Below are 13316 nucleotides of genomic sequence, written 5' to 3'. Positions count from 1 at the left end.
CGCAATGATCGCCTCGCACCGGAATCGCCTCGGCCAAAGAATTCTGATCCTGCCGCCCTTCCTCTGGCTTGGCATCATGTTTTTGCTCCCGACCATTCTGGTGGTGGCGATTGCGCTGTCATCCACGCGGGTGGGCATGCCGCCTTTCGAGCCGCTTTTCAGTTGGAATGGCGTCCTCCTGTCGATCAAGCTCAACTTCGAGAACTTGCAATTCGTGCTGCGCGACGGGATCTATGCACGCGCCTACCTGAACAGCCTGAGGGTCGCGTTGGTCGCGACGATCATTACGCTTCTCGTCGCCTACCCGCTGGCCTATGGTATTTCCCGTTGCCGCCGCTCCTGGCGTTCCGTTCTGATCTTCCTCGTCATCGTGCCGTTCTGGAGTTCGCTGCTCATCCGCGTCTATGCGTGGATGGCGATCCTCAGCAGTGACGGGCTGCTGAATGCCGCCTTGTATGCCCTGGGAATCATCGACCATCCGCTGCAGATCATGAACACACAAACGGCGGTTTATGTCGGCATCGTCTACACCTATCTCCCCTTCATGATCCTGCCAATCTATTCGAGCCTGGCGGATGCTGACCGCACTCTTCTGGAGGCTGCCCGCGACCTCGGATGCACGCGCTTCGGAGCTTTTTGGCGCGTCACCTTTCCCTTAAGCCGTTCTGGCGTGGCAGCCGGATGCGCACTGGTCTTCATTCCGGTCGTCGGCGAATTTGTCGTTCCCGACCTGCTCGGCGGTGCTGATACGCAGATGATCGGTCGCACCATCTGGGTCGAATTCTTCAACAACCGGGATTGGCCGGTCGCTGCCGCCGTTACCGTGCTCCTGCTGCTGCTTCTCGTCATCCCAATCGCCTTGCTGCAATCGCGGCTGTCCAAGATGAGGGTCTAGCCGTGTCAGACGCCAATGCCCTGAGCTGGTTCAACCGCCTATCAATCTTTATTGTCATGGCATTCCTCTATCTGCCAATCGCTATCCTGATTGTCTTCAGCTTCAACGAGTCGCGGCTGGTGACCGTGTGGGGCGGGTTCTCGACGCAATGGTACGCATCGGCCCTTTCCAACGCGGCCCTCATCGAAGGGGCGCGGGTCAGCTTCACCGTCGCTGCCGTCTCCGCGACGGTTGCGACCCTGCTTGGCCTGCTGGCCGCGCTTGTGGCGGTACGGATACGGCGCTTCCGCGGGCGCAGGCTCTTCCTCGGTCTTCTGGCGGCGCCCATGGTCATGCCGGAAGTGGTGCTCGGCGTCTCCATGCTTCTGATGTTCGTTACGCTCGGCATCGATCGTGGCCCGTTGACGATCATACTGGCGCACGCCACGTTCACCATGTGCTTTGCGGCGGTCGTCCTGCAGTCGCGGCTGACGGAACTCGATCCCTCACTGGAGGAGGCCGCGCGTGACCTCGGCTGCCAACCGGCGACGGCCTTTCTCAAGGTTGCCCTTCCGAACATTCTGCCGGCTCTGATCTCCGCCTGGCTGCTGTCCTTCACGCTGTCTCTGGACGATCTCGTCATCTCCAGCTTCACAACCGGACCGGGCGCGTCGACACTGCCGATGAAGATCTATTCGCAGATCAAGTTCGGGGTGACACCCGAGATCAACGCGGTCTCGACTATGATCCTCGGTATTGTTGCATTCGGCCTTCTCGTTGTCGCCGTTATCACGCGCCGGTCCGATCAAAGATTTCCGGGACACTGAGGGCGCCGGGCAGCCCCAAAGGAGCAAATAGATTTGCAGGCGAGCAAGGTCCAACATCTGATTTCATTCTATGCCGGATGGCAGTCGCGTTGGAGAAACCCTTCACCAGACAGTTCAATCAGGAGCCTTGGTCTGCGTCGGCCTTGTAAGCGCGGCGCAGCCCGCGCAGGCCAAATCCGTCAAGATCGTGAGGTATTCCGGTGAACAGGCAGCCCCATTCCACGCAAGATCCGATCGAGATGCTGCTCGCAAGTATTGCAGCGCCGGACCTCCCCCAGGCGCTCGTGGCGAGTCGCGTTGCGGCAGCCTATGGCCTCAACGGCAGCTGGCGCCGGCTGGGCGGCGAGAGGGAGCAGAATTTCCGTCTCGTCACCGCAGACGGCGCGCAGTTCGTGGTCAAGGTGGCCTCGCTTGCGGAGCCCACCGAAAGCCTCCAGTTCCAGATCGACGCCCTCGAGCATGTCGCAGCGATCGATCCCGGTTTTCCCGTGCCGCGCGTACGGCGTACGCTAGCAGGCGCCCCGATGGCCGATGTGGCAGACGAGGCCGGCCGGAGCCATGCACTCAGAGTCATGAGCTTCCTGCCGGGGCAAACCCTGCTCGACCAGATCCAGGCATCCGGGCGTTCCTTGGGCGCGCCGGAACTGATGACGCTCGGCGCGATGAGCGGACGACTGGCGCGTGCCTTGCAGGGATTCTACGGTGGTGGGGCACCGAAGCGCATGCCTTGGGACCTCAAGAACGCGCCCCGGCTCCTCGAGCGGCTGCATGTCCGTATGCCTGAACGGATCAAACAGGTGGCGCTTGCCCTGTTACCGGAACTTTCGACGGTCACGACGCAGGCTCTGCCGAAGCTTCGCGCGCAGGTGATCTACAACGACTTCCACGAGTCCAACGTGCTCGCGGAGGTCGATCCGGCTTTCGGCGTCAAGGGTGTCATCGATTTCGGCGACATGGTTTGCGGGCCTGTCGCGCAAGATCTCGCGGTCGCAATCGCCTCACTTATCCACTGGACACCGGATCCCGTCTTCGCTGCAACCTGCCTTGCTCGGGGTTACCAGCGCTTCATGCCGCTCGAAGACGATGATTTGGCCGTGCTCCGCAAGCTTGTTCTCGCCCGTCTTCTGCTGCAGGTTGGCATCGTCTCCTACCAGTCCATCACCAACGTGCCCGGCACATCGCTCGACGATCTTCAGACGCTTTATATGGATGCAATCGAGCGCATCGCTGAGGTGACGGATGCCGCCTTCGTTGCCGGCATGCTGCCGTCAGTTGTCCCCTTCAGCACGGCCGCCGCGGATGCACGGGCCGTGCCCAAGCCCACCCTGCTTAAGCAACGCGAAGCGGTGCTCGGCAAGACCTACACGTTCTACAACGAACCGCTCGAACTCGTTCGCGGCCGCGGCTCAAAGGTCTACGATGCTCTGGGCACCGAGTATCTCGACTGCTACAACAATGTCGCCAATCTCGGACATTGCCACCCTTACGTCGTGGACGCCCTTACCCGGCAGGCAAGCACGCTGAATACGAACACGCGCTATCTCCACGCGGAAATCGTAAGGCTTGGTGAGCGACTGTCTGCGACGCTGCCGTCTCATCTCGATACCTGGATCTTTGTCTGCACCGGCTCGGAGGCCAATGATCTCGCCGTGCGTATGGCGCGCGCCGTGACGGGCAAGGAAGGCATCGTCGTCACCGAGAACAGCTATCACGGCAATACATCAGTCGTGTCGCCGCTCTCGCTCATTGATTACGACGCAAGGGATCGGCCGGCCTGGGTGGAAACGGTGCCGCCGCCGAACCTCTACCGCGGTCTCTACCGGCTCAGTGACGATGACGCCGGCTACAAATATGCCGGCCATATTGATGACGCCGCGCAACGCCTGAAAGAAAAAGGGGAGGGATTTGCGGGACTGCTGACCGATTCCATCTTCGATGCGAATGGCGCACTGGTCCCGCCGGACGACTATCTTGCGCGCGCCTACAGTGCCGCCCGGCGCCACGGTGCGCTGACGATCGCCGACGAAGTCCAGATGGGCTTCGCCCGGTCGGGCACCCACATGTGGGGCTTCCAGGCCTTCGACGTAGAGCCAGATATCGTCACCATGGGCAAGCCGATGGGCAACGGCCATCCGCTGGCGGCACTCGTGACACGGCGCGAGATTGCCGCGACCCTGCAGATGAAGGGCGGCTATTTCAACACCTTTGGAGGCAACACCGTCTCGGCCGCAGTCGGCAATGCGTGTCTCGATGTCCTCTGGGGAGAGGACCTGCAGGGCAACGCTCGCAAGAACGGGGGCATTCTCAAGGTCGGGCTCGACGACCTTCTGAAGCGGCACGAGCTGGTCGGCCACATTCAGGGACGCGGTCTTTTCCTCGGCGTCGAACTCGTAACCGACCGCGACACGAGAGCTCCCGCGAAGCTTGCTGCGCGCTGGGTACGCGAGCGGATGAAGGCGCTCGGCGTTCTCGTATCCTCCACCGGTCCCTTCGGAAACATCATCAAAATCAGGCCACCGCTGGTGTTCAGTGATAGCGATGCTGCGAGGTGTCTTGAAGCTCTTGAAACGGCTCTCGAGGAGGTGCCCTTCCATCTTCGCTCGGCAACCGTCTAGAAAGGTGTCGTCCGTTCAAGTCTGTCACCATTCACTTCAATTCTGTTCACGGAGGCAAGAAAGTGCCAATTGCCGACCTCGTCCATCCCGAACTGGGCGCCTATACGAGCAAGGTTCTCATGCCAGACGACTTTGCCCAATTCTGGACTGAGACCATTGCCGAGGCCCGAAAGGCCAGTGGTACAGTCACCATCGTCAAAGCCGCGACGTCGCTGAAGGCTGTCGAAACTTATGACGTCACCTTCCCGGGCTTCGGCGGCCATCCAATCAAGGGTTGGCTGATCATGCCGGCGCAGCGGGAAGGACGCCTTCCGCTGGTCCTCCAATACATCGGTTACGGCGGCGGTCGGGGATTCCCACACGAGCAGTTGCACTGGGCGGCTTCCGGCTATGCCTATTTCCGCATGGACACACGCGGCCAGGGCAGCGCATGGAGTGTCGGCGATACGGCTGATCCGGTCGGCTCCACGGCATCCTTCCCAGGCTTCATGACGCGCGGGATTCTCGACAGGAACGACTATTATTATCGGCGGCTTCTGACCGACTGCGTGCGCGCCATTGATGCCCTGATAGAGTTGCCGTTCATCGACGCCGAGCGTATCGCTGTCTGCGGCGACAGCCAGGGTGGTGGGATGTCGATCGCTGTCGCGGGTCTCGACCCGCGCGTCAAGGCGGTTATGCCTGATGTCCCATTTCTGTGTGACTTTCCACGCGCGGTCCAGGTGGCGTTACGAGAACCCTATACCGAGATCGTGCAGTTCTTGGCCCAGCATCGCGACAAGAAGGAAAAAGTCTTCGAGACGCTAACCTATTTTGACTGCGTCAATTTTGCGCGGTTGTCGAACGCGCCCGCACTGTTTTCGGTCGCCATGATGGACGAAGTCTGTCCGCCCTCGACAGTATACGCGGCGTTCAATGTCTATGCGGGTAAAAAACAAATTGTGGAATACGACTTCAACAATCACGAAGGCGGCCAAGCTTACCAGGAGCGCCACCAGATGGCTTGGCTCGGCGGGCTTTTCGGGGTCAATTGATTAGCCGTACGTTCTCAATTCGAATATGAGCGCTTCTGAAAACGCCGGCGGCATTGCGCAAGATCGCCGAGGACGATTTCGGCGCTCTGGGAGACACGTCAACGCTCGCCGATCCGGCCGTCGTCGAGGATCTGATCGCCAACCGGCAACATAGGACAGTTCGCCGCCCGTGAGAAAATAGTAATGCCGTCATCTTGTCAGGGTATCGTGTTCCCACCGCAGTGGCTCTGCTCGGTTCCATAAAAAGGCGTTATGCTCTAAGCCAAACATATCAGCCACTTAGTGTATTTAATAAGGGTATCGTCGGTTCAGATCCCTTCAAGAGCAGGGGCATCGACTTTTAGGGACAGTCAGTTCTGCGGTCGCTATCTTACATGCAATGAACCCGGCGCTGCAGCTGAGCCGACACCCTGGACGGAAGAAGACCTTCGAGATTACCGGTGAATCCTCGCTAGCATGTTATGCTTCGATGCGCTGTTGAGTTTGCCGGTCGAAAAAATGAACCTTTGGGCTACTGAAGGACAGTTTTACGCGCTGCTCTGGAACGAGCTCGACGCGTTCACGGACTACCCAAGTTAGCTCCTTGCCCTCTACCTCCACGGCAACATGCGTCTCTGAACCCGTTGGTTCGACCACCCTCACAATCGCGTCCACGCCGTCTTCACCGCCGAGAGCGATGTCCTCCGGACGAATTCCGAGCACCAGCGGCCTGCCCGCCGAGGCACCGGGAGCGTGCGAGAGGTCTATCCGCGAGCCGCCTGCGAGGGTCAGCGCGGGACTGCCAGAGTTCCGCAAGGTTCCCTCCAGGAAGTTCATGGCTGGGGATCCAAGAAAGCCTGCGACGAATACGTTCCGGGGGCGATCATACAGCTCGAGTGGGCTGCCGATCTGCTCCACGCGGCCGCCATGTAGCACGACGATCTTGTCGGCCATGGTCATGGCTTCGATCTGGTCGTGGGTGACGTAGACGATCGTGGTCTTCAGCCGCTGGTGCAGCGCCTTGATCTCGGCGCGCATCTTGACGCGCAGCTTAGCGTCGAGGTTGGAGAGCGGCTCATCGAAGAGGAAGACCTTCGGATCTCGCACGATGGCGCGGCCCATGGCGACGCGCTGGCGCTGGCCGCCGGAAAGCTGGGCCGGCTTGCGATCAAGCAGCGGCTGCAGGCCGAGGATCGCCGCGGCCTCGCCCACCTTCCTGTCGATCTCCGGGCGCTTGGCGCCGGCAAGTTCCAGCGCGAAGCCCATATTCTGGGAGACAGTCATTTGCGGATAGAGGGCGTAGTTCTGGAAGACCATCGCGATGTCGCGGTCCTTTGGCTGGAGGTTGTTCACCACCCGCCCGTCGATACTGATCTCGCCGCCGCTGATGTCTTCGAGCCCGGCGATCATGCGCAGCAAGGTCGACTTGCCGCAGCCGGAGGGGCCGACAAGAATGGTGAATTCGCCATGGGCGATCTCGACGTCAACGCCGTGAATGATATCGACCGGGCCGAAGGACTTCTTCACGTTTCTGATGCTCAAGCCAGACATGGATTTCTCCTTCAGCGTTTGCTGCGTACGCGCAGCGCCTGGTACGGCTTGCGCGGGATCTTCACGCCAAAAGCTGCGTCTGGCTTGCCGCCGCGCACGACCGAGCCATGACGCGTCGGATGCGGAACTGGTGCCGCCACCTTTTCGGCCGGCGTGATCGTCATCTCCCAGGTGTCGATGATGTCGACATCGTAATCGTCGCCGTCGAGAGGGAGGCCGGTGGACCAGATAACCGGCTGATGCTCGCCGAAATAAATCAGGCGGAAATCGCCGTCGCCGTCCCGCGCGCCTGAGACTCGCGACCAGGGCCACTCGCCGATGATGCCGAGCGGTTCGAGCCCGTGCTTGACGTCTGCCTCCAGGAGATCGCGCAGGAAGCCGATGCGCTTCCAGGCCTCGCCGCGCAGCTCTCCGCCCTTGGCCCACCAGATCAGATCCTCGGGATGGGAATAGGTTTCGCCATGGCCGGCATAACCGCCGCGCGCCATGGTGATCCAGAAACGGTGCACGAGCTCGCGCGGATGGAGATTGCCCCAGGACTGCAGGATGTCGCCCTCATATTCCGGCTCGTCGTTGACGACGGGCTTGCCGTAGGCGTCGCGCCATTCCTGGGTGCGCTTGACGTCGGGGTTCTGAATGCAGGTGTGGGTGACCCACGGCTTGCGATGATCGAAATTCGCGGTCACGTCGCCATTATGGATGGAGCGCAGATGCTGGTAGGGGTCGTTTTCCTCCAGAATGTGGAAGTAGCGGTCCCACTGCTCCATAGGCTTGGTGTCGATGAGGAAATCATACTCGTTGGCGAGCGACCACCAGACGTTCCGATAGGCGGCAAGGCGAGCGGCGAGATATTCGACATAGCGGAAATCCTGCTCGGCCGACATGTCGGCATAGCCCCAGCGGTCATAGGGATGGAAGATGATGATATCGGCTTCGATGCCGAGGTCGCAGAGTGCCGCCACCTGCTTTTCGAAGTGCTGGAATGCGGCGGGGTTCGGCCGGTTGAAATCCTCTTTGCCGTCGGCTCCGCGTTCGAAGCAGGCATGCAGCGGCTCATTGACGTTGTAGGGATAGTCCTTCGGAAACACGCCCATGCGCAGCTTGTTGAAGTGCGCCTTCTCAAGTGTCTCCAGCGTCTGCTTCTGCATCTCGAGCGGCTGGTGCGTCCAGGCATAGCAGGTCGTTCCGAAGGAGAGGAACGGGGTGCCGTCGGCATAGGTGAAGTGGAATTTATTGCGCACACGCACCGGGCCGTGATTGCCTGATGAAGGCGCGGTCGCCGTCAATGCGCCGCTCTTGCAGTCGAGGGCTGCCGTCCTGGAGCGCGTCCTGAACGACCACTCGCCTTCTGTATCGGGCATGAAGCGGATGCGGTAGGTCCCGTTGCCGTCATAGAAGCCCGGCACACGGACCTCGCGGCTCTTATGGGTGAAGACGGCATCGAATGCCACGTCGAGATAGGGATTGCCGCCGGCAGGCCCTTCGAAGGAGGCCTCGAACACACCCCATTTTTCGACTGTTGCATCGGACATTCTGTCTCTCCTCGTAAAATGATTTCGCGATCACCCCTTGACGGCGCCGGAGGTGAGGCCGGAGACGAAGTAGCGCTGGAACATGAGATAGACGAGCGTCGCCGGAAGCACGGTCATGACGATCGCGGCGTTGAGCTGGCCGTAGTTGCTGGAAAACTGCCCCTGGAAGGACATCAGGCCAAGCGGCAGCGTCCACATGTGCTGGTCCTGCAGCAGCACCAGCGCCATGGCGAATTCGTTCCAGGTGGAGACGAAGTCGAGGATGAGCAGTGCGGCGAGTACGGGCAAGCACACCGGCAGGAAGATCCGGCGGAAGATGGTGAAGTGGCTTGCCCCGTCGATCAGCGCCGCTTCCGAAAGCTCCTTCGGAATGCTCTTGAAGAAGCCGTGCAGGATGAAAACCTGATAGGGAACGCCGAAGGCGATATAGGGAAGGATGACGCCGGGATAGGTATCGATCAGGCCGAGGGAATTGACGAGCGTGAAGAGCGGCGCAAGCATCACCTGGAAGGGGATCATCGTGCCGAAGACCACGAGCAGCAGCAGGGCCTTGGTGATCTTCAGCCTGATCTTGGCAAGCGCATAGGCGGCCATCGCCGACAGGAACAGGCCGAGCGGCACCTTGATGACAGTGATGATGACGCTGTTGAAGAAGGAGTTAGCGAAATTGCCGCGGCTCCAGGCCGCGCTGTAATTTTCGAAGGCAAGCTCGGCCGGCGGCATGAAGGCGCCGGTGCTCGTCACCGCCGCCGGCGTCTTCAGCGAGGTGAAGACGATAAAGACGAAGGGCGCGACCCAGACGAGCGCGACGAGGACGAGGGCGATCCAGAGACCGATCAGAACGGGATCGCGCTTCATCGACGACGGCTGGACTTCGAGATGCACGGCGGTGTGGTCACTCGATACTGCCGTCACGATTCCACCTCCTCGTGCTTCTGGGTCCATCTGAGATAGGGAATGACGACGGCCATGGTGATCAGCAGCAGCACGACCGAGATCGCCGCGCCGCGGCCGAAATCGAAGATCTGCATGGCCTGCGTGAAGGCCCAGAGCGCCAGCATCTGGGTGGACTGGGCCGGGCCGCCGCCGGTGAGGCCGTAGACGATGTCGAAGGCCTTCAGCGACGAGATGATCGAAAGCACGAGAACGATGGTGATCGTCGGGCGCAATGCCGGCAGAGTCACATGCTTGAACACCGCCCAGCGGCCGGCGCCATCGATGCGCGCCGCTTCGACCAGCGTCTGGGAGACGTTCTGCAGGCCCGCCAGGAACAGCACCATGGAGAAACCGACCGTCTGCCAGAGATAGGCGACGAAGACCGAATAGAGCGCGATGTCCTTATTCCCAAGCCAGTCCTTGATCCAGCCCTGCATGCCCCAGGAGGTCAAGAGCTGGGCGAAGAGGCCGAAGAAGGGATCGTACATCCACTTCCACATGGTGGCGACCGCGATCGGCGCGATGATGACCGGCAGGTAGAAGATGGCGCGCAGGCCATTGCGGCCGAAAATCTTCTGGTTGAGGCTGAGCGCCAGGAGCAGCCCGACCATTGGCGGGAAGATCAGGCTCATCACGGTCCAGATCACCGTGTTGCGGAAAGCCACCCAGAAGACCGGATCGCGGGTAAAGATCGCCGAATAGTTGGCAATGCCGACGAATTGCCGGTTCGGATCGAGCCCGTTCCATTTCTGAAAGCTCAGGATCACGACATTGAGCATCGGGTAGAGCGCAAAGACCGCATAGATCGCCAGCGCCGGCACGAGCAGGATGAGCGCTTGCACGCGCGGATCATGTGTCGATTGTCGAAGTGACATGCTTTCCTCCTGGCAATGCAAGCCGCCGCCAGCTCCTGAGAGAATGTGCCAGCCGATCGAGGCTCGACCGACTGGCGCTTGGGAGGAATCAGCTTCTGCCGGCGATGAAGCTCTGCAGCTGCTTCGCCGCCTCGGCCGGCTCGGTATTGCCGGAGGCGACGTCATTGATGACGCGGAAATATTCCGTCGTCACATCGAGCGGGAAGGCCTGGTCGCCGTTCATGTAGACCTTGCCATACTTCTGGAAGATGCCCAGCCATTCCGCTTCGAGCGGCTTCTGATTGGCATATTGCACGTTCTTGTTGACGGAGGTCGAGCTCAGCTGGCCGAGCAGATCCTGCTGCACCTTCGTCGACAGGAAGTAGTCGAGGAATTTCGCGGCGATGTCGGGATTCTTGCTCTTGGTGCTGATGTAATTGTACTCGGCGAAGCCGTAGAGGCGTTCGGTATTGGTGGGGAAGGGGAAGATGCCGTAATCGTCGAGATTGGCGCCCGAGCCGTTGAGCTGGCTGACCAGCCAGTCGCCTTCGAGCATCATCGCCGCCCGGCCTGCGGTGAAGAGGCTGTAGGACTGCTTATTGTCGATGCCCATGAAGGGCTGCAGCGTATAGTCCTTCGTCCACTTGGCGAATTCTGCGAAGGAGTCGGTCGCGCAGGGCTCCTTGGTCCAGTCGAGCGTCATCGCCTTCAGCGCGTCGTGCCTTTCGGCGCCGCACTTGGTTTCGAGGATGACGTCCATCAGGCGCATGACGTGCCAGTTGACCGTGCCGCCGAAGGTGAAGGCGGGAATGCCGGCGGCCTTCAGCTTCTCGGCCGCGGCGAGAAGCTCTTCATAGGTCTTCGGCTCTTCGGTGATGCCGGCCTGCTCGAAAAGCTTCTTGCTGTAATAGACCGCTTCGCCCTTGAAGGTGAAGGGAACGCCGTGCTTGCCGCCGGGATAAAGATCGGCGAAAGCGGCTGCCGACGGCAGCAGTTCGTCGGTCCACTTATATTCGGTGTAATACTTGTCGAGGGGCAGGGAGAGGCCGGCCTTCACATATTCGCCGCCGAGGCCGAGACCCGCCCAGCTGAAATAGATGTCAGGCCCCTTGTCGGAGCCGGCAGCGACGCGCAGCGCCGTCTTGTGCTCGTCGACGGCGCGCTGAACGATCTCGACATGCGTTCCGGGGTTTGCCGCTTCGAAATCCGAAGCAACCTTCTTCAGCGCCGTATTGGCGGCATTGTTGTCGAAGTTGAGGGTCCAGAGCGTGATGTCTTCGGCAAGAACCGGGGTCGCGGCGAAAGACGCCATGGCGATGGCGACGATGCTCGTAGTCTTCAATTTCGCGGAAAGGGTCAGCATTACCGTCCTCCTCTTGTAAAGCCGGGCCCCTTGTCGCAGGTAATCATTTACATGTCAACTGGTATGATGAGCTAACCATCATGCTGAGCGAATTTTGCAATCGCGGCGATAAAGATGGCGGCCGATGCCGCGCCGGGATCGATGTGCCCGATCACGCGGTCCCCCAGCCGCGACGCGCGGCCCTTGGCGGCCACCATATCCCTCGTCGCTTCGCAGCCCTGGCGCGCAGCTCGCTCTGCCAGATCGAAGCATTGGAGGAGGGAGGCTCCCGCTGCCCAGGCATCAGACGCCGCGTCGGCCGCGGGCTTCCAGGCATCGACCATGGTCTTCTCGCCAGGTTCCGCCTTGCCGCGATCCCGGATGCCCTCGGCCATCGCCGCAAATGCGTACACGAATTCCTCGTCGCTGAGTTCCGGCCGGTTCTTGACGGCGGCTCCGGCGCGCATGAAGGCCGTTGCATAGAGTGGGCCAGACGATGCACCGACCGCGTTCAGGAATGCCTTTGCCGCGGCATTGAAGGCGGCTGTCGGCATAGTGTGCGCCGGGTCGAGCGCGCCGACGGCTTTCGCGGCCGCCTCGCAGCCGGCATCCATGGCAAGGCCGTGATCACCATCGCCGATGGCGCCGTCCAGCTCGCAAAGATGATCGCGATGCACCGCGATATCAGCGGCGATCAGGGCAAAGAGACGCTGCAGGTCTTTGATCGCGATCGGCATCGATCACCTCGTAAACATGGCGCAATCGCAGGGATGGTCGATCAGCCGCTGAAGCTCGTCGTCGAGATGCATCAGCGTGACCGATGCGCCGGCCATTTCGAGCGATGTGCAGTAATTGCCGACGAGCGACGTATGGATGATGAGCCCGGCCGCATCGAGCCGCGCCTTGACGCGCCGCATCATGATATAGAGCTCCATCATCGGCGTCGAGCCGAGCGAATTGACGAGCACGGCGACGCGATCGCCTCGCTCCGCCTTCATCTCCCTCAGAAGATTGTCCATCAGTTCGTCGGTCACCGCATCGGCCGTCTTCAGCGGCCCGCGCGCCACGCCCGGCTCGCCGTGGATGCCCATGCCGATTTCCATCTCCTCCTCGCTGATCTGGAAGTTCGGTTTCAGTGTCTGCGGCAGCGAACAGGGCGAGAGCGCCACCCCCATCGTATAGGTGCGCGCATTGGCATGGCGGGCGGCGCGCTCGGCCTCTTCGAAGGAGTACAGAAGATCGCAGGCCGCGCCAGCGGCCTTGAAGATGAAGACGTTGCCCGCCACGCCGCGCCGCTTCTCCCTCTGGTCGGCCGGAGCGGACGCCACGTCATCGGTGGTGAGCACGGTGCGCACCTCGATCTCGTCGAGCGCCAGCATTTCGGCGGCCATGTCGAAATTCATCACGTCGCCGGCATAATTGCCGTACATGAAGAGCACGCCAGCGCCGCCGTCGACCGCCTTGGCACAGGCGATGATCGGATCGGGCGGCGGCGAAGCGAAGACATTGCCGATCGCCGCCGCATCGGCGAGCCCCTTGCCGACATAGCCGAGAAAGGTCGGCTCGTGGCCGGAGCCGCCGCCGACGACCAGCCCGACCTTGCCTTTGCGCGGCCCGTTTCTGGCGACGATGGCGCGCGGCATGCCTTCTACCGCGTAGAGGTGCTCGGGATGCGCCGCGAGAACGCCCAGCAGCATTTCGTCGACGGCATCCGCGCCTGCATTGATAAGCTTCTTCGTCTTCACGCCGATCCTCCCCAGAACGAGCTCCCA

General features: G+C 61.2%; 11 protein-coding genes. 4 read left to right on the top strand and 7 right to left on the bottom strand.

Annotated elements, in window-relative coordinates:
- Positions 1 to 4 precede the first annotated feature (4 nt).
- From CO660_RS19775 to CO660_RS19760, 4 genes are all read left to right on the top strand, one after another.
- Entirely contained in the window at positions 5 to 895 is an 891-nt protein-coding gene (locus CO660_RS19775; RefSeq protein WP_097600161.1) for an ABC transporter permease subunit, read from the top strand.
- A 56-nt stretch (positions 896 to 951) separates the two neighbouring features.
- Positions 952 to 1701, top strand: coding sequence for an ABC transporter permease (locus CO660_RS19770; protein WP_097600254.1), 750 nt, complete (start codon positions 952 to 954; stop codon positions 1699 to 1701).
- A gap of 200 nt (positions 1702 to 1901) precedes the next feature.
- Positions 1902 to 4316 (top strand): aminotransferase class III-fold pyridoxal phosphate-dependent enzyme, encoded by a 2415-nt coding sequence (locus CO660_RS19765; RefSeq protein WP_097600160.1) that lies wholly within the window; start codon positions 1902 to 1904, stop codon positions 4314 to 4316.
- Positions 4317 to 4378: 62 nt separating this feature from the next.
- Positions 4379 to 5350, top strand: a complete 972-nt coding sequence (locus CO660_RS19760) for an acetylxylan esterase (RefSeq protein ID WP_097600159.1) — start codon at positions 4379 to 4381, stop codon at positions 5348 to 5350.
- 459 nt (positions 5351 to 5809) lie between these two features.
- Here CO660_RS19760 and ugpC read toward each other — a convergent pair whose 3' ends face one another.
- The 7 genes from ugpC to CO660_RS19725 form a co-directional block, all read right to left on the bottom strand.
- Positions 5810 to 6880 (bottom strand): sn-glycerol-3-phosphate ABC transporter ATP-binding protein UgpC, encoded by a 1071-nt coding sequence (gene ugpC / locus CO660_RS19755; protein ID WP_097600158.1) that lies wholly within the window; start codon positions 6878 to 6880, stop codon positions 5810 to 5812.
- A gap of 11 nt (positions 6881 to 6891) precedes the next feature.
- The gene (locus tag CO660_RS19750; protein WP_097600157.1) at positions 6892 to 8412 is read right to left on the bottom strand and encodes a DUF5060 domain-containing protein; all 1521 of its coding nucleotides are present in this window, start codon (positions 8410 to 8412) and stop codon (positions 6892 to 6894) included.
- 30 nt (positions 8413 to 8442) lie between these two features.
- Complete coding sequence (locus tag CO660_RS19745) at positions 8443 to 9327, bottom strand: carbohydrate ABC transporter permease (protein WP_097600156.1); 885 nt, start codon at positions 9325 to 9327, stop codon at positions 8443 to 8445.
- Entirely contained in the window at positions 9324 to 10223 is a 900-nt protein-coding gene (locus CO660_RS19740; RefSeq protein WP_097600155.1) for a sugar ABC transporter permease, read from the bottom strand. The genes CO660_RS19745 and CO660_RS19740 overlap by 4 nt, the downstream gene beginning before the upstream one ends.
- A gap of 88 nt (positions 10224 to 10311) precedes the next feature.
- On the bottom strand, positions 10312 to 11565 hold the full coding sequence (locus CO660_RS19735) for an extracellular solute-binding protein (RefSeq protein ID WP_097600154.1): 1254 nt from the start codon (positions 11563 to 11565) through the stop codon (positions 10312 to 10314).
- Between the two features lie 71 nt (positions 11566 to 11636).
- The gene (gene dhaL, locus CO660_RS19730) at positions 11637 to 12281 is read right to left on the bottom strand and encodes a dihydroxyacetone kinase subunit DhaL (protein WP_097600153.1); all 645 of its coding nucleotides are present in this window, start codon (positions 12279 to 12281) and stop codon (positions 11637 to 11639) included.
- A 3-nt stretch (positions 12282 to 12284) separates the two neighbouring features.
- On the bottom strand, positions 12285 to 13289 hold the full coding sequence (locus CO660_RS19725) for a dihydroxyacetone kinase subunit DhaK (protein WP_097600152.1): 1005 nt from the start codon (positions 13287 to 13289) through the stop codon (positions 12285 to 12287).
- Positions 13290 to 13316 lie beyond the last annotated feature (27 nt).

The organism is Rhizobium sp. L9 (genome assembly GCF_002531885.1).
GTDB lineage: Bacteria > Pseudomonadota > Alphaproteobacteria > Rhizobiales > Rhizobiaceae > Rhizobium.
This window is presented reverse-complemented; position numbering and strand designations above follow the sequence as displayed.

Bases quoted from the DNA above. Each gene is read 5' to 3' on its own strand.
- CO660_RS19735 (WP_097600154.1), bottom strand. From the start codon at position 11,565: ATGCTGACCCTTTCCGCGAAATTGAAGACTACGAGCATCGTCGCCATC.
- CO660_RS19775 (WP_097600161.1), top strand. From the start codon at position 5: ATGATCGCCTCGCACCGGAATCGCCTCGGCCAAAGAATTCTGATCCTG.
- CO660_RS19770 (WP_097600254.1), top strand. From the start codon at position 952: ATGGCATTCCTCTATCTGCCAATCGCTATCCTGATTGTCTTCAGCTTC.
- dhaL (WP_097600153.1), bottom strand. From the start codon at position 12,281: ATGCCGATCGCGATCAAAGACCTGCAGCGTCTCTTTGCCCTGATCGCC.
- CO660_RS19740 (WP_097600155.1), bottom strand. From the start codon at position 10,223: ATGTCACTTCGACAATCGACACATGATCCGCGCGTGCAAGCGCTCATC.
- CO660_RS19750 (WP_097600157.1), bottom strand. From the start codon at position 8,412: ATGTCCGATGCAACAGTCGAAAAATGGGGTGTGTTCGAGGCCTCCTTC.
- ugpC (WP_097600158.1), bottom strand. From the start codon at position 6,880: ATGTCTGGCTTGAGCATCAGAAACGTGAAGAAGTCCTTCGGCCCGGTC.